This window comes from Bacillus sp. FSL R7-0646 (assembly GCF_037969865.1).
Lineage (GTDB): Bacteria > Bacillota > Bacilli > Bacillales > Bacillaceae > Bacillus > Bacillus licheniformis.
The window spans coordinates 2,709,078-2,732,707 of the sequence record NZ_CP150217.1 but is presented as its reverse complement, the minus strand read 5'-3'; the positions used below and the strand labels follow the sequence as shown (position 1 = coordinate 2,732,707).

Genomic DNA, 23,630 nt, shown 5'->3' with positions numbered 1-23,630 from the left:
AAGCAGGTGTTTTAACGTGTTTGAACAATGGCTTGGAAAACAATTGCGGAGCCCGAGAGGCATTTTGTCGAAATGGGTCGCGTCATATATGGAAAACGGGAATCATGATATAAACGAATGGACCATCAACTTGATGGATATCTGTCCGCATGAGCGCATCCTTGAAATCGGAACGGGAAGCGGAGCGGCACTTTATCGGATTGCGGAGATGCTTGAGGGCGGCAAGGCCTGCGGCATAGACGCATCAAAAAGCATGGTCAAGCAGGGAATGCGGCGAATCCGTCATGTGAAAGAAGAAGGAAAAGCCGAATTAAAGCTTGGCCATGCCGAACAAATTCCTTATCCGGATCGTTCTTTTCATAAAGTATTTTCAGTCCACACCATTTATTTTTGGACGGATTTCAAACAGGCATTAAAAGAAATTTACCGTGTTTTACAGGTTGACGGCACGCTGTTTCTCGCTGTGCATCTGGAAGGGCAAATGAAAAAATCGAAAAAAACAAAAGGCTTTTCCTTATACTCAGAAGAGCAAATCAAGCAACTGCTTGAGGAAAGCCATTTCAGAGACATCACGGTACATATGAACAAAAATTACTGCTGCATTTCTGCGGTAAAATCATGAACTTTGTATGATCATCCCTTTCAATACGGAAGGGATTTTTTATGTTTGATAGAGTTGAAACTGGATCTTAAATATCATATTTTTGATTTTTAAAGAAAAGTATTCCATTAACATAGCAAACATGGTTTAATATCAAAGTGAACGTTTTTACTATATTTTCCGGAGGTATTTATGAACAAAAGGATCGTGAAAAGTTCAATTGTTTTCTTTCTCCTTGCCGCATTAATTTTTGGCCAGCTGCCTTTACCGAAGACAATGGCAGCCGAAGACAGCGTTCCGAATAACGAAACCACATTGACCAGCGCGTCCCCTGTTGAAGCTTCGTTTCAAAGCGATGACGAGGTGCATTGGTATAAAGTCAATCCTTCAAATCAGGAAATCGCAAACTATACGCACTTCCGCGTCAAATTGAAATCAGATGCAGAGCTGAACATTTCCGTCTACTCCAGCCTGGAAAATGCAACTGGTCATCAAACGTTTGACCGATACAACGGCTACTCCTATGAAAATAATCCTGCTTTAATCGATTTTCCGATTGCCTGGAAAGGTCCTTACTACATAAAAGTAGAAAATCACCATGATGAGGAAAACGAAACCACTTCAATTACAGATATTTCTTACACCATCAGCTATGAAGGCGTCACCCTGCCTCCGTCAATCCAAGAGGCAGAAGAAGAGTGTCCGGCAGAATTAAGCGTTTCCGAAAGGGAAACAGGCAAGGGCATATTAAAACAGTTAAGAACGATCAGGGATGAAGTTCTTTCAAAAACTGAAAAAGGAAAAGAGCTGTCTTCCCTTTACTATAAAGCAGCTCCATTCATCAGCGCAAAAATGCTCTTTAACAAATCGATGAGAGACAGTGTCTACAAAGACCTGGTGCAGCTGAAGCCGCTGTTTGCAGATGTCGCTAAAAACGGACAAGTGAGCGCATACTCGATTACGAATGATGATCAAAAAGCGATCAGTCGCCTGTACGAAACAGCTCGCGCGTCCGTTCCCGAGCCGTTGAAAAAACAGCTGGATCAAGTCGCGAAAGACATCGGCATCGAACAATTAACAGGCAGCAAAGTATCGGCTGTGCTTGAAAAAGCGGGGATGGCGACAGCTTCATCAAGCGCGCCCGAAAACCGTTACATCGTAAAATTGAAAGAAGGCAAAAAACCGGGATCTTTCAAATCTAAAGCCCAATCATCCGGCGTCCAGGCATTAGAGCCCCTCGGTAAAAGCAAAACGGCATTTAAAGATGTGTACGTTGTGGAAATGAAGGAAAGCCGTTCTTCCGGATTCAAAGCGGCGGCAAAGCAATATCAGGCGGCAGCCTCCAAGATCGCCAAGATGCCTGAAGTGGAATTCGTCGAACAGGTTCAGCAATATGAAGCACTGTCAAGAGACACCCAATATCCATATCAATGGTCGCTCAAAAATAACGGCAAAAACCGTGCTGCGAATGCTGACATACAATTTGAACAGCTTCAGAAGCTGATGAAAGGCAAAAAGCTGAAAGATACAGTAATCGCCGTCGTTGACACAGGCGTTGATCATACCCTTGCGGATTTAAGCGGCAGCGTCAAAAAAGACGAAGGCTATAACTATGTCGGCCGCACGGCGGATGCGATGGATGACAATGGCCACGGCACACACGTGTCAGGCATCATTGCAGCCGCGCAAGACAACCATTTTTCGATGGCGGGAATCAATGCTTATGCCAAAATTCTGCCTGTCAAAGTGCTGGATTCTTCAGGCAGTGGAGATACGGAACAGATTGCAAACGGCATCATCTATGCCGCCGACCACGGTGCAAAAGTCATCAATTTAAGTCTTGGCGGGCCATACAGCCGGGTGATGGAATATGCGCTTAAATATGCGGCTTCCAAAAATGTGACGATCGTTGCCGCCACCGGAAATGACGGAGTATCGGAGATTTCCTACCCTGCATCTTCGAAATATACGCTTTCAGTCGGGGCGACCAATAATCTCGATCTTGTCTCGGACTACTCCAATTATGGAAAAGGTCTCGATATGGTGGCGCCGGGAACCGATATTCCAAGCCTCGTTCCGGACGGGAATGTCACTTATATGAGCGGAACATCGATGGCGGCGCCGCACGTGGCAGCTGCAGCAGGACTTCTTTTGTCACAGAATCCGTCCTTGAAACCAAAGCAAATCGCAAGCCTATTGACCGAGACGACAGCAGATGTGGCATTTGAAGAGCAGGATAATCCCAACCCGGATTATGACCTGGATATAGAACCGGCTGCACAAATTCCCGGATATGACTTCGTCTCCGGGTGGGGAAGGCTGAATGTTTTTCATGCAGCCAGCGTTTTTGAGCTGAACATGAAGGTTCATCCCGTTTTAAACCGCCATACGGCAGTGACAGGCACAGCCAAAAGCGGTGTGACGGTCACAATCTTGCGAGGGAAGCAAGTATTGGGGACGGGCACGGCCGGAAAATCAGGCGCGTTTTCAGTGAAAATTCCGGCCCAGAAGGCGGGGCAAGTTCTTCATGTCGCGGCATCGGGCCATCAGGCGGAAACCTCGCTCAGAACCGTCGTGGAAAAAGCGCCGAAAAACCCGTCCGTCAAACGCATCACGAACAAAGATACTGCCGTAACGGGTAGAACGGCAGCCGGCTACACGATCAAAGTGAAAAACGCGTCCAAAAAAGTGATCGCGCAAGGCAAAGCGGATGCATCCGGAGCGTTTAAAGTGAAAATCAACAAGCAAAAAGAATATGCCGTTTTGTATGTCTCCGCATCTGCTGATGACCACAGAGAAAGCGGCGATGTCAAAATGACGGTGGCTGACGTCATCCCGCCAGGCGCCCCGAAAGTTTATCAGGTTTCCGATAAAAGTACGGTGATTCAGGGAAAAACAGAAGCAAACGCGCAAGTCAGCGCAAAAGCTAAAGGAAAGACGATCGCTTCCGGCAAAGCGAACGGAAAAGGTGAATACAAGCTGAAAATCAGCAGGCAAAAAGCCGGAACCGTCATCAGCGTAACAGCAAAGGATAAAGCCGCAAATATCAGCAAAGCGACAGATGTCACTGTGCTTGACAAAACCCCGCCGTCTGCGCCGAAGGTGAATCCGGTGACAAACAAGAGCACGGCCGTTAAGGGGAAAGCAGAAGCGAACGCCGCCATCATCGTCAAATCAGGAAAGAAAACGATCGGAACCGGCAAGGCCGATAAAAAAGGCGCGTTTTTTGTCAAAATAAAAAAACAAAAGGCAAACACCGTTTTAGCGGTCACTGCAAAAGATAAAGCCGGCAATACGAGCAAAGTGAGCAAAATAAAAGTCAAAAAGGCAAAATAATCCGATGGCGGAGGAACTGATGACATATCAGTTCCTCTTTTTTTCATCAAAATTAATATATAAGAATATTATTAAATCTGCACTGTCTATTTTCAATTTGTGATTTTCAGCTCATATCGCCAATTGGTCCTATTATCCCTTTTTTCATTTTCCCTTAAAAATTTTTATATTAAAAAAGGAATCTTCGGGTGTTCTGTCAAAAAGTGAATGTATTGGAAACAGCGGAATGAACGTTCATTCCGCTGACTTGGAGGGCAAAATCAATGGAATCGGAAAGCAAATATCAGAAGATTATCGAGGCTTCGCTCGTCCTTTTCGCGGACAGAGGCTTTGACGCCGCAACCATTCCGATGATCGCCGATAAGGCAAACGTCGGTGCAGGCACCATCTACCGCTACTTTGACAGCAAGGAAGCACTTGTAAACGTCTTGTTCCAAGACAGTGTGAAGAGATTTAAAGAAAAGATAGAGGAGGGCTATCCTGAAGATTCAGCAGGCATAAAAAAACAATTTCAGCACATTTTCCGCTGCCTTTTCGAGTTTTCTCAGGAAAATATCCATGCGCTGTATTTTTTGGAAATTGACAAGACCTCTCATTACTTGACTGAGAAAAGCCGCGAGGTCTTGAACGAACTGCTGGATTTCATCTATTTATTTTTTGAAAAAGGGAAAGCGGCCGGCATGATTCGCCCTTTGCCTTCCCACATTTTGTCTGCTGTTGTATTCGGAGCGTTCGTTCATATTCAGAAGTTGGTAAGAGCAGGGGAATTCGAGGACCCTACCGAACTGATGGAGGAGATTGAAGAATGTTCCTGGGATGCTGTTAAACATCATGGATGAAAAGCTTTTTTCCAAAACAGAAAGGATGATTTTCATGAACAAGTTAGATGGAATTCCAATCCCTAAAACTTACGGGCCGCTCGGCAACCTGCCTTTGCTTGACAAAAACAGGGTCTCCCAGTCACTTTGGAAAATCGCGGATGAGATGGGGCCTATCTTTCAATTTAAGTTTGCGGATGCGATTGGGGTTTTTGTGTCCAGCCATGAACTGGTTAAAGAAGTCTCTGAAGAATCCCGTTTTGACAAAAACATGGGGAAGGGGCTATTGAAAGTTCGCGAGTTCAGCGGAGACGGGCTCTTTACAAGCTGGACGGAAGAACCCAATTGGCGGAAAGCCCACAACATCCTTCTGCCGAGCTTCAGCCAGAAAGCGATGAAGGGATACCATCCCATGATGCAGGATATCGCCGTCCAGCTCATTCAAAAGTGGTCCCGTCTCAATCAGGATGAAAGCATTGATGTGCCGGACGATATGACGCGGCTGACGCTGGACACGATCGGCTTATGCGGGTTTAACTACCGCTTTAACAGCTTCTACCGTGAAGGGCAGCATCCGTTTATTGAGAGCATGGTCCGGGGTTTGAGCGAAGCGATGAGACAGACGAAGCGCTTCCCGCTGCAGGATAAGCTGATGATTCAAACGAAGCGCCGGTTTAACAGCGATGTCGAGTCGATGTTTTCTCTTGTTGACCGGATCATCGCTGACCGGAAGCAGGCCGAGAGTGAAAGCGGAAATGACCTCTTGTCGCTTATGCTTCATGCGAAAGACCCTGAGACCGGCGAAAAACTGGATGATGAGAATATCCGCTATCAAATTATTACATTTTTGATTGCCGGACACGAGACGACGAGCGGTTTATTATCGTTTGCAATCTATCTGCTCCTGAAGCATCCGGATAAGCTTAAGAAAGCGTATGAAGAAGCAGACCGCGTGCTGACCGATCCCGTCCCATCCTACAAACAGGTTCAGCAGCTGAAATACATCCGAATGATTTTGAATGAATCGATAAGGCTTTGGCCGACGGCACCGGCTTTCTCTCTTTATGCAAAAGAAGAAACGGTTATCGGGGGAAAATATTTGATTCCAAAAGGACAGAGCGTTACAGTGCTCATCCCAAAACTGCACAGAGATCAAAGCGTCTGGGGAGAAGATGCCGAGGCATTCCGGCCTGAACGGTTCGAGCAGATGGACAGCATTCCGGCGCACGCATACAAACCGTTTGGCAACGGCCAAAGGGCATGCATCGGCATGCAGTTCGCCCTTCATGAAGCGACGCTTGTGCTCGGCATGATTCTTCAGTACTTTGATCTTGAAGATCATGCAAACTACCAATTGAAGATCAAAGAATCGCTGACATTAAAACCGGATGGTTTCACAATCCGGGTGAGGCCGAGGAAAAAAGAAGCAATGACGGCGATGCCGGGCGCTCAGCCTGAAGAGAACGGACGGCAGGAAGAACGGCCTTCCGCACCGGCGGCGGAAAATACGCACGGAACCCCTCTTCTTGTGCTCTACGGTTCAAATCTCGGCACAGCCGAAGAGATTGCGAAGGAGCTTGCTGAAGAAGCGCGTGAGCAAGGGTTTCACAGCCGGACGGCGGAGCTTGATCAATACGCAGGCGCCATCCCGGCAGAAGGGGCTGTTATCATTGTGACGGCTTCCTATAACGGAAACCCGCCCGATTGCGCAAAGGAATTTGTCAATTGGCTTGAGCATGATCAGACAGACGATTTGCGTGGTGTCAAATATGCGGTATTCGGCTGCGGTAACCGCAGCTGGGCCAGCACCTACCAGCGGATTCCGCGCCTGATTGACAGCGTATTGGAAAAAAAAGGCGCCCAAAGGCTGCACAAGCTTGGAGAAGGGGATGCAGGCGATGATTTTGAAGGACAGTTTGAGTCATGGAAATATGATCTGTGGCCGCTTTTAAGAACCGAATTTTCATTGGCCGAACCCGAGCCGAATCAAACAGAAACAGACAGGCAAGCCTTATCTGTCGAGTTCGTAAACGCACCTGCGGCTTCGCCGCTGGCTAAAGCTTATCAGGTGTTCACAGCGAAGATATCGGCAAACCGAGAACTGCAGTGTGAAAAGAGCGGGAGAAGCACAAGGCATATTGAAATATCGCTTCCTGAAGGCGCCGCATATCAGGAGGGAGACCATCTCGGTGTGCTACCGCAAAACAGCGAAGTGCTGATTGGCCGCGTTTTTCAGCGGTTTGGGCTGAACGGAAATGAACAAATTCTGATTAGCGGCCGGAATCAAGCATCACATTTGCCTTTGGAGAGGCCCGTTCATGTCAAAGACCTTTTTCAACATTGCGTCGAGCTCCAGGAACCGGCCACAAGGGCCCAGATACGCGAGCTGGCGGCTCATACTGTTTGTCCGCCTCATCAGCGCGAGCTTGAAGACCTGCTGAAAGATGACGTCTATAAGGATCAAGTGTTGAATAAGCGGCTGACAATGCTTGACCTGCTTGAGCAATACCCGGCCTGTGAACTGCCGTTCGCCCGTTTTCTGGCGCTTCTTCCTCCGCTAAAACCGAGGTACTATTCGATTTCCAGTTCGCCGCAGCTTAACCCGCGGCAAACAAGCATCACCGTCTCTGTCGTAAGTGGCCCGGCGTTGAGCGGCCGCGGGCATTATAAGGGAGTTGCATCGAACTATCTCGCCGGCCTTGAGCCGGGAGACGCGATTTCGTGTTTCATCAGAGAGCCTCAGTCAGGCTTCCGGCTTCCCGAAGATCCTGAAACACCGGTGATCATGGTCGGGCCGGGCACCGGAATCGCCCCTTACCGCGGATTTCTTCAGGCGCGCCGCATCCAGCGCGATGCCGGTGTGAAGCTCGGTGAAGCGCATTTGTACTTCGGCTGCCGCCGTCCGAACGAAGATTTTCTGTATCGAGACGAGTTGGAGCAAGCGGAAAAGGACGGAATCGTCCATCTGCATACAGCGTTTTCCCGGCTTGAGGGCCGGCCGAAAACATATGTGCAAGATTTGCTCAGAGAGGATGCAGCCTTGCTGATTCACTTGTTGAACGAAGGCGGCCGCCTGTATGTGTGCGGAGACGGAAGCCGCATGGCTCCAGCTGTTGAACAAGCTTTGTGCGAGGCGTATCGCATAGTACAGGGTGCGAGTCGGGAAGAGTCGCAAAGCTGGCTGTCCGCACTTTTAGAAGAAGGGCGCTATGCAAAGGATGTATGGGACGGCGGCGTTTCCCAACATAATGTGAAGGCGGACTGCATTGCAAGAACGTAAACAAAAAGAGGCATTCTGAATTGATCAGGATGCCTCTTTTTTAGAGTTTGTTATTTTTTCATTGATATAGATGAAAAGGTTTGATCCCAAGAACAAAACGAGCAAAATATACACCCATTTTGCCGGCGTTTCCCAACCCTCGAAAAAAGGCAGAGAAGCAATGAATGTTTGTCCTTTCATGATGACAAACACCAATAACGCCACAAAGATGATGAGAGTGATTCCCTGTAAGATGAGCGTTTTTGCACTTCGTTTTTTCAAGTCGTCCCATACGTACACCAGCACGAATACGAGGGAGGCCGTTGAGATGATATCATTCGCTGTGCCGTTTATCTTGAGCCCAAACCTGAGAAAAAGATTTAAACATACAGATGCCAAAAATCCATAAAATCCGATTGTTTTAAGCAAGGTGATTCCCCCCCTCAAACCATTATAGAGGGAGATAAAGGAAAAGCCAACATGACAGGCTGTGTTCAATCATTCTAAAAACGGCTGATCTTCAGGAGGAATCGCCATGCTGGCTTTGATTTAAATATCGGCATGCGGTGAAGAAAGTTTAGCTTTTATTTCGGACCTGTGAATTGTCTTGCCGTTTGTTTCTTTTGGCTTCGGCAAAGAAAATGACCGGATAAGCGATCAAAAGCAGCCCGATAATGAATGAGATGATTCCCGGCCATTTAAAATGGGTCCAGAAGAAGCCTCCGAAAGACCCCGCTAAGCTTGAGCCGAGATAATAGCTCAGCAAATAAAGGGAGGAAGCTTGAACGCGCTGTTCGCCGGCCGTCTGCCCGACCCAGGAGCTTGCGATCGAATGCGACCCGAAAAATCCAAATGTAAAAACAGCGATTCCGGCAATTTTAAGAGGAAGCTGAGGCAGAAGCGTAAGCAATGCGCCTCCTGCGATAATGGCAATCCCGATTTTCAGCATCAACGGGCTGCCAAAACGATCGGCTTTCTTCCCCATATAGACAGAACTGAGCGTCCCCGCCAAATAAACGATAAAGATGAACCCGATGACAGTTTGAGAGAGTCTGTACGGAGGTCCCATCAACTGAAACCCGATATAATTGAACAGCGTAACAAAGCTTCCCATTAATAGAAATCCAAGTGAAATGATTGACAGCAGCCGTTTGTTCATCAAGACGGCGCCGTAGGCCAAGCTCGCTTTTTTCACACTTGTTTTTCGCTTAGCGGAGTGCTGCGGCCGGGGCAGCAAAATCCAAAACAAATAGCTTAATAGTACTGATAATGCCCCGATGATTCCTAGCGCCGCGCGCCAGCTGAACAAGTCTGTCAAAAGGCCGGTCAAAAGCCTTCCGCTCATTCCTCCGAGGCTTGTGCCGCTAATGTATAGCCCCATCATTTTGCCGAGCCCTCGCGGATCAAATTCCTCTCCGACATAAGCCATGGCGATCGCGGGCACGCCTGCAAGGAAAAAGCCAAGCAGCCCTCTCATCGCCAAGAGCGCCGCGAAGTTCGGACTAAAGGCGGTCAAGAGGCCGAGCACTGATGTCGCAAACAGGGATATTGCCATAATCGTTTTCCGGCCGAACCCGTCAGATAAAGCTGCTGCCGTGAGCAATGCAAAAGCCAATATGCCTGTTGAAATGGATAAAGTTAAGCTTGCAGCTGCCGCCGATATGCCGAATTCCTCCGCAAACAGAGGCATGAGCGGCTGTGTGGTGTAAAGTGTGGCAAATGTCACAAAACCGCTGATGAATAAGGCGATGCTCGCTTTGTGATAATCCTTCGAATGCGGCTGTATGTAGGTCATGGCAGCTCCTCTTTTCTAGAATGACAATCTATGTTTCATGGTACGCTTTCATTTGTGATGTGTCTAATTTATAATAACTATCATCATCATGCGTTTTATTTATGAAGGAGCGGATGAGCATTGGAACTCTATCAAATTGACCATTTTATTGCCGTGAGCAGGCATAAACACTTTACAAAAGCAGCCTTGGAACAACGGATTTCCCAGCCGGCTTTGAGCAGGTCGATCAAAAAGCTTGAAGAAGAATTGGGCGTCCCGCTGTTTATTCGAAAAACAAAATCGATCCGCCTGACAAAGTACGGCGAGCAGTTCCTCATCAAAGCGAAGCAGGCCCGCCTTGCCCTTGACGAAGGCGTTCAGCAAATCAGGGAAAGCGTCAATCCGAATGCCGGGGAAATCTCGGTATCATTTTTGCATACGCTTGGTTCGCGGCTCATGCCGCAGCTGATTGCCGAATTTAAAAAGAAATACCCGAATGTTGCTTTCCGTCTGTATCAGGCCGCAAATGAACATCTTCAGCACATGGTGGAGACGGGCGAAGCTGATATCTGCCTCAGCTCTCCGCCGCTTCCAAACGAGCATCTTGAATGGACGGTGTTGGATACTGAGCCGCTTTATCTGGTGCTTCCAGCCGACCACCCGCTTGCAGATCGGAAAGAAGTCGCGATCCGGTCGATTGCACACGAAGACTTTGTCTGTTTTAAGCCGGGCTATGGTCTTCGATATGTGTTTGATCAAATGTGCCGGGGACTGTCCATCAGCCCGAAGCTTGCTTTTGAAGGGGAAGAAGTGTCGACGATTTTGGGACTAGTATCAGCAGGGCTCGGTGTAGCAATCCTGCCGAAAACGGCGGAGCACGTCCATTCTCCAGTGGCATTTTGCCGAGTGTCAGACTACCGTTCTGAGAGGACGATCGGTCTCGCCGTCCTGAAAGACCATTATTTGTCGCCGGCGGCACGCAACTTTAAAGAATTTGTAATTGAATACTATCGCCGGAACGAACGGTCTGATCAGCCGTAACTCAAATAAGGACTTCTCAAGATGACAAATATCCTGTATATTGATAATGATAATTATTATCAATTGGAGGATTAAATATGACGAAAAAGCAATATTCTTATATATTCACCCTTTTACTCGCTTTCGCTGTATTTCTTTCAGGTTGTCAAAGCGGCCAGAAACAGGCTGCATCAGAGAAAAATGAAGAGAAAACAAGAGTGGTGAAAACCATCAACGGAAATGTCACTGTACCGGCTAATCCGAAGCGCGTCGTGACGATTGGCTATGCGGGAACCATGCTTGCATTCGGGATCAAGCCGCTTGGAGAAACGGGAAAGTACCTCGGAAGTCCTTATATTAAAGATCAAGTTTCAGGAATAAAGGATATCGGGGGAAAAGACGGTTTTTCAGTATCTGTGGAAAAAGTTCTTGAACTTAAACCCGATTTAATCGTATCGATGACGAACGATTCAAAAGAATATGAAAAGCTGTCAAAAATCGCTCCCACTGTCGTCTATCCGTTCGGCACATTTAAAGATGCACGCGATGAAATGAAAACGTTTGGCAAGCTGCTCGGCAAGGAAAAGGAAGCTCGGGAGTGGACGAAAACGTTTAATCAAAAAATGAAAGCCGCCCGCGCGAAAATTAAAGATGCATCTGTAAAAGGTGAAACGTTCTCTTTAATCGGCGCATATGCAAAATCTTTATATGTCTACGGGGCATACGGGTATCGGGGCGGAGAAGCGATCTATACGCAGCTGGGACTGACGCCGCCTGAATCTGTTAAAAAGGATGCCATTGATACAGCTGACGGATATAAAGCCATATCTTTCGAGGTCCTGCCGAAATATGCCGGAGACTACATATTTGTCGACGAATCATACAACGGAAAGCTTGATCAGGACAATCCGGTTTGGGCATCGCTTGACGCGGTGAAAAAAGGCAAGGTCTTTTTCCTCGATCCGGACAGATTTTGGCCGTATGATCCAAACGCTGTTCAGGCACAGGCCGAAGAAATCGCCGACATGATTTCCAAGAAAGCGAAAAATAAATAGAAAAGCGGGGAGCCGAAAAGAATGATCCGGCTTCCCGCTTTTTCATTTTTCATAATGCTGAAATTGAATATCCAGTGTCCGGAGATACGTTTGCAGGCCCGCATCTTGGATGGGGATGATATAGGCGGCTTCATCTGACTCATTATGGTGGGAATGCCATAATCCCGGCGGTGTAATGAAGGCTTTTCCGGTTACCCAGTCAATTCGTTTCGGATCAATGATTTCCTTTGTGGCCGGATCGATTTTGCTTCCGACTAATGTATACGTGCCGGGTGCGGCATAGGCGACAAAATCGAGAGCCACCGACTTGTGGCTGTGAGGAGCTTGATTGGAGCCGGGAGGCACGATGCCGAACATTGCCCACAATACATGGGTGATCGTCAGCGTTTGATCGAATATTTCATTGTTCAAGAGAACGGAAATGCGGTTGCGATAACGGGCGTCAGGAGCGGCGGCCGCTTCAGCCAATTTTGCTTTTGACTGTTCAGCGGTGTAGAGAGTTGGTTGAAAGCGGGATTCCGACGGCTTTACGCCCAAATAATTCAGGAGAGGTGAATCGGTGATGTAATAAATGGCTGCATCTTCTGCTGCGGTATGCCGGCTGCCTGAACCGGCAGGCAAAGTCAAAAAATCGCCTTTCTGCCAGTGAATCGTATCTTCGCCCGTTTCGGTTTTCCCTGCGCCGCTGACAATGTAATATAGTTCGCTTGTCGCACGGGGGGCAGTGTGTATCGTGTCGCCTGAACGAATCTTGATGAAGTGGGCGAGAAGGGAAGGGCTTGAAGCGGGATAATCCGTCTTCAGTTCTTCGGAAATGTCCAGCGGGATGATCCGCGTTTCACCTGTCTCATACAATTCAGGCCCGAACTCTTTCACAGGAACCGGGCTGATTATTCCGCTTCCAATCGGGTCAGAGGCAGTGGTATACTCGAAAAAACGGGCATGTTTCGTCAAATGCTCGGCTCGGGTTTCGAATTGAGAATGCATTGAAAAAACCTCCTGTTATTTTTAGATAATTCAATCATATCTCATTTGGAAGATGCTAGTAAACAGTTGCATTGACAAAAAACAGATTACGGAAAAGAGGGATTGCATTGGGAAAAGGATTGAACGGCAGAAGAATTGCCATCGGAGCATCGCGAAAAACGGATGAAATGAGCACGCTGATCAAAAAGCAAGGCGGGGTTCCCCTCATTCGCTCCCTTCAGGGTACCGTGTTTTTGGCCGAAAAAGAAGTAGGCCCTGATTTGCGTGCCTTCGTTGAAACGGGAGCCGACTGGGTGATTTTCACGACCGGAATCGGGACGGAAACGCTTGTCAGCCTAGCTGAGAAACTTGGGATCGGAGAGCGCTATTTACAAGCGATCCGCAGGGCGAAAGCGGCATCGAGAGGCTACAAAACAATCGCCGCTTTAAAAAAGCTCGGCATTACGCCCGTTGCGGCGGATGAAGACGGCACGACCAAGGGACTGATCGACTCGCTCCAATCCCACGATTTTTCCGGCAAACGGGTGATGGTTCAGCTCCACGGCGAAAACGCTCCGTCACTGCTTCAGTTTTTGGAAGAGAAAGGTGCAGACGTTGTTCCGCTTCTGCCGTATCGGCATGTTGCTCCAGACCGGGAAACCGTCGCTTTATTGTGCAGCGAGATCATCAACCGTGAAGTGGATGCGGTTTGCTTTACAACGGCTGTCCAAGTCCGCTCGCTTTTTCATTTCGCGAAAGAAAACGGCTATGCGGAGAAAATTGTTCAATCTTTTCAAGACAGCGTGTTGGCGGCCGCTGTCGGAAAAGTGACGGCAGAAGCTTTAAGAGAAGAAGGAGTCGAACGCCTTCTCGCTCCGGATCTCGAACGGATGGGAGCGATGATTGTGGAGCTGGCGCGGTTTTATGAAACGGAAGAGGGGATAAGAACACAGTAAGTGCGAAAGAAATCAGCAGATTGGGGTGTGGGAGTCTCCTTGGGGGCGTTGTGATGTTTTTTAAAGATGCAGACCCAAAAGGAAAAAAGCCGAAGATGCAGCTTGCCGTGCGGCTTTTATTTTCTGGGCCGTGATACTTTTTGGAAATAGTACTTTTGAATATTTTGATCATGAGCCGTTGATTGCGAATTTTTCTTTTTTGCTAGGCTTAGGCTTAGCCGTGTTTTTTCTGACGGAACGCCTGGTCAAACGGCTTGCATCCGCAAAAACAAGAAAAACGCTTCGCTGATGAGCCGAAGCGTTTTTTGCTTTATAAAACAAATTGATCTGAGACGAATACTGCGCCGTCTTCTTTAAACATACGGGCGGGCTTTGTTCCGATGACCCGGATGTCTGAAGTGCTTGCTGCGATTCCTGTTTCCTCTGGCAAGGCGATGACGGGAGTGCCAAAAGCATTCCTAAACCTTTTAATCAGCGGATCATGTTCAGCCTTGTAGTGGCACCAAACCGAATAGTCTCCGAGGAGCTTTAAGCCGTTAAAATCCCGCAATCCGCAAGCGTTGCGATCCATATAAGAGCAAGTCATAATGTTCTTTCCGAGAATGACGGCGCCGGCGCTTCCGCCGTAAATGGCGCCGCCGCTTTCGGCACAGCGCTTTAAAACCGCGGTAAAATGCGATTCGATGAATTGTTTTAGCAGACGAAACGTGTTTCCTCCGCCGATATATACGGCAGAAAACACGTCTAAATCGTGTACGGTTTTACCTTTGACATCCGTCCACATGACAATGTTTTTGATGCCGAGCGGGTGAAAGAGCCGGCTGATCCAGTCGAAGCCGTCATCATACCTGTCGGCGTCCATGGCAATCGGAATATACAATAATGGCTTATGAGGACAGATGCTCCGGGCAAAATGCCGATCCAGCTGTTCGGTTTGGTGTGCATCTCCGCCTCCGGAAAGAAACCATTTTCCCATCCTGACCTCCACTTATTTATCATGTTTCCTGTAATTGTTCATTCAGCACGCTGTCCTCCAAAACAGCAAATTTGTCTCCATACACTTTTGTAATGTGTTTTTCGCCCCAGGAGCACAGCGAATCCAAAATGTCTTTAAGCGTCCATCCGTATTCGCTGAGTTCGTATTCGACCTTCGGCGGCACCTGCTGGTACACGATCCGGTTGATGACGCCGTCCTCCTCCAGTTCGCGCAGCTGCTGGGTCAGCATTTTCTGCGTAATGTTCGGCATCAGCCGCTTGAGCTCGCTCGTGCGTTTTTTGCCGTGCGTCAAGTGACACAAAATCACGCATTTCCATTTCCCGCCGATCACTTCAAGTGTAGCTTCGACAGATATATTATACTTTTTCGGCTTCATGTTCTCCTCCAATCCATAGGTACCGAAAAGTACCTATCTCACTTTTTGGTTCCTATCACACTTAAAAGTGCGTACTTTTTTTCGCAGATGATATGTACCATAATATCATTAGCCGGCAGCCATTTGCTATACCTTAAAAAAGAAAGGAGAAAAAGAATGACCTCTGTTCATGATAAAAAACGCAGTATATTAGCGCTTTTAGCCTTGGCGGCCAGCGCATTTGCCATCGGCACGACCGAATTCATCAGCGTGGGGCTTCTGCCTTTAATTGCTGAAGACATGAATATTTCGGTGACGACGGCAGGACTGACCGTATCATTATACGCACTGGGCGTAACAGTCGGCGCACCTGTTCTGACGTCTGTCACATCCAGTATGCCGAGAAAAGCGCTGCTGCTGGTGATTATGCTCATTTTTATGATCGGCAACGGGCTTGCGGCATGTGCCGGAAGCATCGGTGTTTTATTAACCGCCCGCGTGATTTCGGCGTTTTCTCATGGCGTATTTATGTCAATCGGTTCAACGATTGCGGCAAGCCTAGTCCCGGCGGATAAAAGAGCCGGAGCGATATCGATCATGTTTACCGGGCTGACGATTGCAATGATTACCGGAGTTCCCATCGGCACGTTCCTCGGTCAGCAGTTCGGCTGGCGGATTGCTTTTGCGGCGATCGTCGCTGTCGGCGCACTGGCGTTTATCGCCAACAGCTTACTTGTTCCGGGCGATTTGCCGAAAGGCGTCCGAACGTCTTTCAAGAGCCAGTTGAAGCTTGTGACCAATGGGCGGCTGCTGCTTTTATTCATCATTACGGCGCTTGGTTATGGAGGGACATTTGTTGTCTTTACGTATTTATCCCCGCTGCTTCAGCATGTGACGGGCTTTAAACAGGAAGCTGTTGCCGTCATTTTGCTTGCTTACGGCATTGCCGTCGCGCTCGGAAATATTATCGGAGGTAAAGCGGCCAACAAAAAACCGCTTACTGCATTATTCTATATGTTCATCGCCCAGGCGGCTGTGCTTCTCATCTTAACGGCGGCTGCTCCTTATCAGGCAGCGGGCTTTATCGTCATCATGCTGATGGGATTTTTAGCCTTCATGAATGTCCCCGGGCTCCAGTCCTATGTGGTGATTCTGGCTGAACGGTTTGTTCCAGGGGCGGTTGATGTCGCATCAGCTGTCAATATTGCGGCGTTCAACGCCGGTATAGCGATCGGTTCTTATACAGGAGGCGCCATCACACAATCGATCGGATTGATTCACACTCCATGGGTGGGAGCTTTGATGGTGCTCGGCGCCGTCGTGCTGACAGGCTGGAGCAGGGCGCTGGAACGAAATGATCAAAAACAAAATGATCAAAAACAAAATCAAGCTTTAAAGGAAAACTGCGCATGACGCATACAAAATATAAGGAGGCCAATTAAATGATGACAGCAAAAAATTTGCAAGATCGAATCAAATTGAATAACGGGACAGCTATGCCTTGGTTTGGACTTGGCGTATTTAAAGTAGAAGAAGGGCCCGAACTGGTACAAGCCGTAAAAACGGCGATTAAACACGGCTACCGCAGTATTGATACCGCAGCCATCTACGGTAATGAAGAGGGGGTTGGGCAAGGAATCCGCGAGGGGTTGAAAGAAGCCGGCATTTCAAGAGAAGACCTGTTTGTTACATCAAAGGTCTGGAATGACGATTTAGGCTATGACGAAACGATTGCAGCCTATGAGGCGAGTCTCGAAAAGCTCGGACTTGACTACCTTGATTTATACCTGATCCACTGGCCTGTTGAAGGACGCTACAAAGCGGCGTGGAAAGCGCTTGAAACACTTTATGAACAAGGACGCGTAAAAGCAATCGGAGTGAGCAATTTTCAGATTCACCATCTGGAAGACTTGCTGAAAGATGCCGCCGTCAAACCGGCGATCAACCAGGTTGAGTATCATCCGCGGCTGACGCAGAAAGAGCTGCAAGCGTTTTGCCGTGCGCACGGCATCCAGCTGCAAGCATGGTCGCCGCTGATGCAAGGCCAATTGCTCAGCCATCCACTGCTGAAAGATATCGCGGACAAGTACGGCAAGACACCGGCCCAAGTCATTTTGCGCTGGGATTTGCAAAACGGGGTCGTTACGATTCCGAAGTCGACTAAAGCGGAGCGGATTGCCCAAAACGCGGACATATTTGATTTTGAACTGACCACCGAGGAAATGAAGCAAATTGACGCGCTGAATGAAAACACCCGTGTCGGCCCTGATCCCGATAACTTTGACTTTTAACAAAACGGCCCCGTTCGACATTCGAACGGGGCTTTAATTGAATTGTGCGGTTACACCGCCGGACTCCATCATCATCAGTTCTTTTTTCATATCCAATCCGCCCCGGTATCCCGTGAGCTGCCCGCTTTTACCGATAACCCGATGGCAAGGCACCACCATTAACAGCGGATTTGCGCCGATCGCCGCGCCTACTGCCCGCACAGCGGCCTGCTTTTCAATATGCTCGGCGATATCGGAATAGGAGCAAGTGCTGCCGTAAGGGATTTCGGAGAGCGCCTTCCACACTGCCAGCTGAAAAGGCGTGCCGGCAAGGTCGACAGGAAAGCTGAAATGAGTTCGCTTGCCGTTCAAATACGCCTGCAGCTGCTCGGCGTATTCTGCCAATCCTTTGTCATCCCGAATGAAAACTGGCTGTGTAAATCTTTTTTCAGCCCAAGCGGCCAAATCCTCGAAGCCTTGATTCCATCCCCCTGTAAAACAGAGCCCGCGGGCAGTCGCCCCAATGTGAATCTGCCAACCTCGGCAAATAAGCGTACGCCAGTATACGATTTGATCGTCCATATGTTTACCTCCGTTTCATTTGCCGGTACGACGTCGGCGATTGCCCAGTCTTCTTTTTAAACAAAGAGGCAAAATATTCCGCATTCGCAAAATGCCTACCATTGAAGCGATTTCTGCGATCGATCGTTCTGAATGAGCAAGCAAATCGACCGCTTTCTCAATCCTTTTCTGCAGGATGTATTCTGCCGGCGAGACGCCTTTGATTCGTTTAAATGTCCGCTGCAGGTGAAAAGGGCTGATATGGCACCTGTCAGCCAAAGCTTGCAGAGACAGCGGATCGCGATAAGATTCCTCGATGATTTCCACCACACGCTGTGCCAGCTCTTCATCCGGCAGCAGCGCCCCGGCCGGATTGCAGCGTTTGCAGGGGCGGTACCCTTCTGATAAAGCATCTTTTGCATTGAAAAAGATCTGCACATTGTCGATTTGCGGAACTCTCGATTTGCAGGAAGGGCGGCAAAATATGCCGGTCGTTTTGACCGCGTAATAAAAAACTCCGTCATAGGCGGAATCGTTTTCCGTAATCGCCCGCCACATTTCAGGCGTCAATCGTGATTTGCTGTTCATATCTTCACCCCGATCTATGTCAGTATAACCTATATGACAGCCGGAGGTGGAGAGGCGGAGAACGGCACAGCAAGAAGACAAAGAAGAAGAGAGACTGTTGCCTGGACCTCCGAAACGCGCTACAATTCATTTACAACACAGGATGGGGTGAGAATATTGCCGGAATCAGTGAAGCAGGCCTCCTAAAATAAAAATCTATATTTTAGGAGGTAAAACATGAATTTTCAAACAATCGAGCTTGACACATGGTATAGAAAATCTTATTTTGACCATTACATGAAGGAAGCGAAATGTTCTTTCAGCATCACGGCAAACGTCAATGTGACAAATTTGCTCGCCTTGCTCAAGAAAAAGAAGATCAAGCTGTACCCGGCTTTTATTTATATCGTATCAAGGGTCATTCATTCGCGCCCTGAGTTTAGAACAACTTTTGATGACAAAGGACGGCTGGGTTATTGGGAACAAATGCATCCGTGCTATGCGATTTTTCATCAGGACGACCAAACGTTTTCCGCCCTCTGGACGGAATACTCAGACGATTTTTCGCAGTTTTATCATCAATATCTTCTGGACGCTGAGCGCTTTGGAGACAAAAGGGGCCTTTGGGCTAAGCCGGACATCCCGCCCAATACGTTCTCAGTTTCATCTATTCCATGGGTGAGCTTTACAAACTTCAATTTAAACCTTGATAACAGCGAACACTTGCTGCCGATTATCACAAACGGGAAATACTTTTCAGAAGGCCGGGAAACATTTTTGCCCGTTCCCTGCAAGTACACCATGCCGTGTGTGACGGCTATCATGCCGGCGCCTTCATGAACGAGTTGGCACGGCTTGCCGCCGATTGTAAGGAGTGGCTTGTGTGACAGAGGAAAGGCCGATATGATTCGGCCTTTTTTATATGCGCTGCTTAGCGGTCTTACTGTGGTGTGTTTACTCCCGGCATTTGGAACGCCGGCTCTCAACAAACTTTCTGTAGTGAAAATCATGAACCAAACGGATCGTCGGCCTGATTAACAGCTGAAAGCTGCCGATCACAAACATCCATAGTCCCGCCGGCTTCAGTTCCTCGGAGAAAAAGCAGAAGCTCCCGACAAGGAATAAAAGGCCGATGAGAAAATCGTTTAATGTATGTAGAACTTTGTATCTTTTTTTGAAAAAGAGTTCATATCGATTGTTATTGTTTTGCGGCATTGCTTGATCACTCCAATCCTTTTATTTACCCTGCCGGAAGCCGGAGTGAAACGCCGGTATACATAGGATTTATGAATTAGGAAAACATATGGGGAAATAAACCATCCAGGAGTGAAAAATATGCGGTTATTCATATGTGCATCGTGCCTGTTCGGCTTGATTGTTCCGTCATTTGAAACGAAAGCGCTGACGTTTGAAGAATTGCCGGTTAAACAAGCTTCAAAACAATGGGAAGTTCAAATCGGTAAAGCCGAAGCCGGAAACGGAATGGCGAAACCGGAAAAAGGAGCGTTTCATACTTATGCTGTCGAAATCAAAAACATTGGACACGATGTGGCTTCGGCGGAAATTTTTGTCTATCGGAACGAGCCTAATTCTTCAACGAAATTTTCGCTTTGGAACATTCCTCACGAAAATCCGGTTTCTTTAGCCAAAAGCTTAAATCACGGAAGCTCTGTCAAGCACCGCAATCTGCTTATGGCAGAGAATGCGACCGAATTGGAAGTGGACATGATTTGGACGGAAAAAGGAAGCGAAGGCAGACTTTTAAAGGAAACGTTCATTTTCAAGGGAGATGAATCATGAAGAAAAAATGGCCGTTCATCGTCAACGGTCTTTTTTAATGACTTAGGCAGCCGATCGTTCGGCCATACGATATCGAAGCGACCTCGAACCAGCAGAGCTCGTCACAAAACATTTGCATTTAAAGAAAAATACAGGATGTTTTCACCAATATTTTTCTCAATGATGATACACTATTGACAAGCTGCTACTTTGGGAGGGTGTTTCCATAGATGCCGATGAAGCAAAAACACCAAATGTGTCATGAGAGCTCTCTCTAATCGATATAAAAGTAGGGTGAACCGGGGTTGTCAATCTGTAAAAGATCTTTTTTTATCCCGTGATACGCTTTTGGAATTCTGAATCTTCAAGAAAGTCCCCAGCCTTTTGCTGATCAATCGAGAACAAAGGATGATACATATGAAAAGAATAGATAAAATCTACCATCAGCTGCTGGATAATTTTCGCGAAAAGAATATCAATCAGCTTTTAAAGATACAAGGGAATTCGGCTAAAGAAATCGCCGGGCAGCTGCAAATGGAGCGTTCCAATGTCAGCTTTGAATTAAACAATCTCGTTCGGGCCAAAAAGGTGATCAAGATTAAAACGTTCCCCGTCCGCTACATCCCGGTGGAAATTGTTGAAAACGTCTTGAACATCAAATGGAATTCAGAGTTGATGGAGGTTGAAGAACTGAGGCGGCTGGCTGACGGCCAAAAAAAGCCGGCGCGCAATATATCCGCCGATCCCCTCGAGCTCATGATCGGGGCTAAAGGGAGCTTGAAAAAGGCAATTTCTCAGGCGAAAGCGGCAGTCTTTTATCCTCCGCACGGCTTGCATATGCTGCTGCTCGGGCCGACGGGTTCGGGGAAATCGCTGTTTGCGAATCGGATCTACCAGTTCGCCGTTTATTCTGACATATTGAAGCCCGATTCCCCGTTCATCACATTCAACTGTGCAGATTACTATAACAACCCTCAATTATTGCTCTCTCAATTGTTCGGACATAAAAAAGGGTCTTTTACAGGTGCGGGTGAAGACAAAGCAGGATTAGTCGAGCAGGCGGACGGGGGCATTCTGTTTATGGATGAAATCCATCGCCTCCCGCCGGAGGGGCAGGAAATGCTGTTTTATTTCATAGACAGCGGCACATACAACAGGCTTGGTGAAACAGAGCATAAACGAACGGCAAAAGTCCTGTTTATCTGTGCGACAACAGAAAATCCGAGCTCTGCATTGCTGAAGACATTTTTGCGGAGAATTCCGATGACCGTACATATCCCTTCGCTCAATGAACGGTCCCTTGGAGAAAGAGTGGAGCTGACAACGTTTTTATTGGGGAAAGAAGCAGAGCGGATCAAAAAAAACTTAAATGTGCACATCGATGTCTATAATGCACTGATTCATTCTGCAAAATTCGGAAATGTCGGGCAGCTGAAATCAAATGTACAGCTGGTCTGTGCGCACGGGTTTTTAAATAACCTTGACAAAGACGAGGTTGTTGAACTGACCGTCCGGGATCTTCCGGACGAGATCAAAGAGGACTGGATGTCCAGCAGCAAAAATATTGAACGGAGCAAAATGATTTCTGAATATGTCAACATTACAACGATCATCTCTCCGATTGTGGAAGATGAAGCAACGAAAATCGATGACTCCTTTAACTTGTATCATGTCATAGAAGAAAAAGCGAAAATCCTCAATAAAGAAGGCTTAACAAAAAAGCAAATCAATCAATATATATTAACGGATATTCATTTGCACGTCAGAAGCTTTTTTAATCAGAAAATGCTTCAAAACCACAGTTTACTCAAATTCGTTGAAGACGACGTGATTCAGATGACGAAAGAATTAAAGGGAGTCGCCGAACATGAGCTTGACTGCAAGTTCGACCGTAAATTCATCTATTTCCTGAGCATGCACATCGCCGCATTTTTAAAGCGCGGAAAGCAGATTGATGTCTTAAATTCGCAGGAAACAGATGAAATCAGGGAAACCCATGTGAAAGAATACGAGGTCGCACTCATTTTCAAAGATAAAATTCAAGCATATTTCAAAGTAACCGTTCCGGAAATCGAAGTCATCTACTTGACGATGCTCATTCAGTCGATTAAATCATGGAAAGAAAACAAAAGGACGGGCATTGTCGTGGCCGCCCATGGAAACAGCACGGCAAGCTCTATGGTTGAAGTAGCCACTGAACTGCTGGGAAGCACCCCGATCGCTGCGGTTGATATGCCTTTGACCGTTTCACCCTCGGAAATCGTCAGCTGCCTAGCGGAGAAAGTGAAGCAGGTTGATGAAGGAGAAGGCGTTTTAATGCTTGTCGACATGGGATCGCTTGCGATGCTGGAAAGCAGGCTTGAACAACAAACGGGCGTTAAAATAAAAACGATCAGCAATGTTACGACATCTATGGTGCTCGATGCCGTCCGCAAGGTGAATTATTTGAATTTGAATTTGCACGCCATCTACGATTCGGTTACAAAGGATTTCATCGATTTATGGGCCGATAAACCGCGGGTCTCAGGCAAAAAGAAGGCGATCGTCTCCATTTGCACAACAGGCGGCGGAACGGCGAAGAAGCTCGAAGAGATTTTAACATCAATCGTGAGCAGGACATCTGATGAACAAATCAGCATTTTGACGGTGCCATCGATCAAATTAGCAAGCCGCATCAAAGAAATTGAAAAAGCGTATGAGATTCTTGCCACGGTTGGCACGAAGAACCCTAAAATCGATGCTCCGCACGTCCCTTTAGAAGTATTGATTGAAGGGGAAGGGGAAAAAGTGATTCAGCAGGTGATTGCAACCGGCGATATCCCGATGAGCGGCGGATTATCCGGTGAAAATGTGGTTGTAAAGGAGCTTTGCGAAGACAGCCTGAAGAAGTATCTTGTCTTTTTGAATCCCTATCATGTGATAGACATGCTGTTGGAGTGGCTTCAGACGGTTCAAGACGAACTGCGTATGACATTCAGCAACGCTGTGCTGATCAAAGTCATCATGCATACCGCTTTTGCTTTTGAAAGGGTGATCAAACAGAACCCGATCGCTTTTCCGGAGGAGGAAGAGATGAATGATCAGCTTGAAAACGTTCTTCACATCACAGAGAAAACATTAAAGCCTTACGAAGAAAAGCTTGGTCTTGCGATCAGCGAAGATGAAAAAATGTTTATCGCGTCCATCTTTGCTGAAGAGTTATAGCTGTTTCCCATCGGCAATTTTTTCATGTAAACCTGTATTAAGTGGACCCCCATTTTAATACAGGTTTATTTTTATGCTTAAACGTGTTTCAAATATGAAAATAATTCGTCTT

General features: G+C 47.4%; 18 protein-coding genes and 2 pseudogenes. 12 read left to right on the top strand and 8 right to left on the bottom strand.

What is annotated here, in order from left to right; translation table 11 throughout:
• The first annotated feature begins 16 nt into the window (after positions 1–16).
• The 4 genes from MKY62_RS14205 (at position 17) to MKY62_RS14190 (ending at position 8,035) form a co-directional block, all read left to right on the top strand.
• The gene (locus MKY62_RS14205) at positions 17–622 is read left to right on the top strand and encodes a class I SAM-dependent methyltransferase (RefSeq protein WP_003183874.1); all 606 of its coding nucleotides are present in this window, start codon (positions 17–19) and stop codon (positions 620–622) included.
• Between the two features lie 171 nt (positions 623–793).
• Positions 794–3,937 (top strand): Ig-like domain-containing protein, encoded by a 3,144-nt coding sequence (locus MKY62_RS14200; protein WP_003183872.1) that lies wholly within the window; start codon positions 794–796, stop codon positions 3,935–3,937.
• 263 nt (positions 3,938–4,200) lie between these two features.
• Positions 4,201–4,776 (top strand): TetR/AcrR family transcriptional regulator, encoded by a 576-nt coding sequence (locus MKY62_RS14195; protein WP_003183871.1) that lies wholly within the window; start codon positions 4,201–4,203, stop codon positions 4,774–4,776.
• Positions 4,777–4,810: 34 nt separating this feature from the next.
• Entirely contained in the window at positions 4,811–8,035 is a 3,225-nt protein-coding gene (locus MKY62_RS14190; protein ID WP_003183869.1) for a bifunctional cytochrome P450/NADPH--P450 reductase, read from the top strand.
• A 24-nt stretch (positions 8,036–8,059) separates the two neighbouring features.
• Here the strand turns inward: MKY62_RS14190 and MKY62_RS14185 are convergent, their stop codons facing one another.
• Both MKY62_RS14185 and MKY62_RS14180 read right to left on the bottom strand, forming a co-directional pair.
• Positions 8,060–8,443, bottom strand: coding sequence for a YoqO family protein (locus MKY62_RS14185; RefSeq protein WP_003183867.1), 384 nt, complete (start codon positions 8,441–8,443; stop codon positions 8,060–8,062).
• Between the two features lie 148 nt (positions 8,444–8,591).
• The gene (locus MKY62_RS14180; RefSeq protein ID WP_003183865.1) at positions 8,592–9,809 is read right to left on the bottom strand and encodes an MFS transporter; all 1,218 of its coding nucleotides are present in this window, start codon (positions 9,807–9,809) and stop codon (positions 8,592–8,594) included.
• Between the two features lie 120 nt (positions 9,810–9,929).
• Between MKY62_RS14180 and MKY62_RS14175 the strand changes: the two genes are divergently transcribed.
• Both MKY62_RS14175 and MKY62_RS14170 read left to right on the top strand, forming a co-directional pair.
• On the top strand, positions 9,930–10,829 hold the full coding sequence (locus MKY62_RS14175; protein ID WP_003183862.1) for a LysR family transcriptional regulator: 900 nt from the start codon (positions 9,930–9,932) through the stop codon (positions 10,827–10,829).
• A 77-nt stretch (positions 10,830–10,906) separates the two neighbouring features.
• A complete protein-coding gene (locus tag MKY62_RS14170; RefSeq protein ID WP_003183861.1) occupies positions 10,907–11,863 on the top strand; it encodes an ABC transporter substrate-binding protein in 957 nt (318 codons plus the stop codon).
• Between the two features lie 42 nt (positions 11,864–11,905).
• Here the strand turns inward: MKY62_RS14170 and MKY62_RS14165 are convergent, their stop codons facing one another.
• The gene (locus tag MKY62_RS14165; RefSeq protein ID WP_003183859.1) at positions 11,906–12,850 is read right to left on the bottom strand and encodes a hypothetical protein; all 945 of its coding nucleotides are present in this window, start codon (positions 12,848–12,850) and stop codon (positions 11,906–11,908) included.
• A gap of 107 nt (positions 12,851–12,957) precedes the next feature.
• Here MKY62_RS14165 and MKY62_RS14160 point away from each other — a divergent pair, with 107 nt between their 5' ends.
• Positions 12,958–13,785: a uroporphyrinogen-III synthase gene (locus tag MKY62_RS14160; protein ID WP_003183857.1), complete on the top strand. Its 828-nt coding sequence runs from the start codon at positions 12,958–12,960 to the stop codon at positions 13,783–13,785.
• Positions 13,786–14,095: 310 nt separating this feature from the next.
• Here the strand turns inward: MKY62_RS14160 and MKY62_RS14155 are convergent, their stop codons facing one another.
• Positions 14,096–14,761, bottom strand: coding sequence for a peptidase E (locus MKY62_RS14155; protein ID WP_003183855.1), 666 nt, complete (start codon positions 14,759–14,761; stop codon positions 14,096–14,098).
• Between the two features lie 19 nt (positions 14,762–14,780).
• Positions 14,781–15,158 carry a helix-turn-helix domain-containing protein gene (locus tag MKY62_RS14150; RefSeq protein WP_003183854.1) on the bottom strand — a complete coding sequence of 126 codons (378 nt, stop codon included), beginning with the start codon at positions 15,156–15,158 and terminating at the stop codon, positions 14,781–14,783.
• Positions 15,159–15,314: 156 nt separating this feature from the next.
• Here MKY62_RS14150 and MKY62_RS14145 point away from each other — a divergent pair, with 156 nt between their 5' ends.
• Both MKY62_RS14145 and MKY62_RS14140 read left to right on the top strand, forming a co-directional pair.
• Complete coding sequence (locus MKY62_RS14145; RefSeq protein WP_003183852.1) at positions 15,315–16,550, top strand: MFS transporter; 1,236 nt, start codon at positions 15,315–15,317, stop codon at positions 16,548–16,550.
• Between the two features lie 32 nt (positions 16,551–16,582).
• Positions 16,583–17,428 carry an aldo/keto reductase gene (locus MKY62_RS14140; protein ID WP_025805018.1) on the top strand — a complete coding sequence of 282 codons (846 nt, stop codon included), beginning with the start codon at positions 16,583–16,585 and terminating at the stop codon, positions 17,426–17,428.
• A gap of 33 nt (positions 17,429–17,461) precedes the next feature.
• Here MKY62_RS14140 and MKY62_RS14135 read toward each other — a convergent pair whose 3' ends face one another.
• Complete coding sequence (locus MKY62_RS14135) at positions 17,462–17,989, bottom strand: methylated-DNA--[protein]-cysteine S-methyltransferase (RefSeq protein WP_003183848.1); 528 nt, start codon at positions 17,987–17,989, stop codon at positions 17,462–17,464.
• Between the two features lie 4 nt (positions 17,990–17,993).
• Positions 17,994–18,556: pseudogene (locus tag MKY62_RS14130) on the bottom strand (bifunctional transcriptional activator/DNA repair enzyme AdaA).
• 216 nt (positions 18,557–18,772) lie between these two features.
• On the opposite strand from MKY62_RS14130, the pseudogene catA reads away from it, so the two are divergent.
• Positions 18,773–19,422: pseudogene (catA, locus tag MKY62_RS14125) on the top strand (type A chloramphenicol O-acetyltransferase).
• A 67-nt stretch (positions 19,423–19,489) separates the two neighbouring features.
• On the opposite strand, the gene MKY62_RS14120 reads toward catA, so the two are convergent.
• Entirely contained in the window at positions 19,490–19,750 is a 261-nt protein-coding gene (locus tag MKY62_RS14120; protein WP_003183841.1) for a YrhK family protein, read from the bottom strand.
• Positions 19,751–19,870: 120 nt separating this feature from the next.
• On the opposite strand from MKY62_RS14120, the gene MKY62_RS14115 reads away from it, so the two are divergent.
• Positions 19,871–20,335, top strand: a complete 465-nt coding sequence (locus MKY62_RS14115; RefSeq protein ID WP_003183839.1) for a hypothetical protein — start codon at positions 19,871–19,873, stop codon at positions 20,333–20,335.
• A 396-nt stretch (positions 20,336–20,731) separates the two neighbouring features.
• Entirely contained in the window at positions 20,732–23,518 is a 2,787-nt protein-coding gene (locus tag MKY62_RS14110) for a sigma-54-dependent transcriptional regulator (RefSeq protein WP_003183837.1), read from the top strand.
• Positions 23,519–23,630: the final 112 nt, after the last annotated feature.

What these genes read in the sequence shown, in the direction of transcription:
- MKY62_RS14200 (WP_003183872.1), top strand. Translation starts at nt 794, where the DNA reads ATGAACAAAAGGATCGTGAAAAGTTCAATTGTTTTCTTTCTCCTTGCC.
- MKY62_RS14195 (WP_003183871.1), top strand. Translation starts at nt 4,201, where the DNA reads ATGGAATCGGAAAGCAAATATCAGAAGATTATCGAGGCTTCGCTCGTC.
- MKY62_RS14190 (WP_003183869.1), top strand. Translation starts at nt 4,811, where the DNA reads ATGAACAAGTTAGATGGAATTCCAATCCCTAAAACTTACGGGCCGCTC.
- MKY62_RS14180 (WP_003183865.1), bottom strand. Translation starts at nt 9,809, where the DNA reads ATGACCTACATACAGCCGCATTCGAAGGATTATCACAAAGCGAGCATC.
- MKY62_RS14170 (WP_003183861.1), top strand. Translation starts at nt 10,907, where the DNA reads ATGACGAAAAAGCAATATTCTTATATATTCACCCTTTTACTCGCTTTC.
- MKY62_RS14165 (WP_003183859.1), bottom strand. Translation starts at nt 12,850, where the DNA reads ATGCATTCTCAATTCGAAACCCGAGCCGAGCATTTGACGAAACATGCC.
- MKY62_RS14155 (WP_003183855.1), bottom strand. Translation starts at nt 14,761, where the DNA reads ATGGGAAAATGGTTTCTTTCCGGAGGCGGAGATGCACACCAAACCGAA.
- MKY62_RS14150 (WP_003183854.1), bottom strand. Translation starts at nt 15,158, where the DNA reads ATGAAGCCGAAAAAGTATAATATATCTGTCGAAGCTACACTTGAAGTG.
- MKY62_RS14145 (WP_003183852.1), top strand. Translation starts at nt 15,315, where the DNA reads ATGACCTCTGTTCATGATAAAAAACGCAGTATATTAGCGCTTTTAGCC.
- MKY62_RS14140 (WP_025805018.1), top strand. Translation starts at nt 16,583, where the DNA reads ATGACAGCAAAAAATTTGCAAGATCGAATCAAATTGAATAACGGGACA.
- MKY62_RS14135 (WP_003183848.1), bottom strand. Translation starts at nt 17,989, where the DNA reads ATGGACGATCAAATCGTATACTGGCGTACGCTTATTTGCCGAGGTTGG.
- MKY62_RS14120 (WP_003183841.1), bottom strand. Translation starts at nt 19,750, where the DNA reads ATGCCGCAAAACAATAACAATCGATATGAACTCTTTTTCAAAAAAAGA.
- MKY62_RS14115 (WP_003183839.1), top strand. Translation starts at nt 19,871, where the DNA reads ATGCGGTTATTCATATGTGCATCGTGCCTGTTCGGCTTGATTGTTCCG.
- MKY62_RS14110 (WP_003183837.1), top strand. Translation starts at nt 20,732, where the DNA reads ATGAAAAGAATAGATAAAATCTACCATCAGCTGCTGGATAATTTTCGC.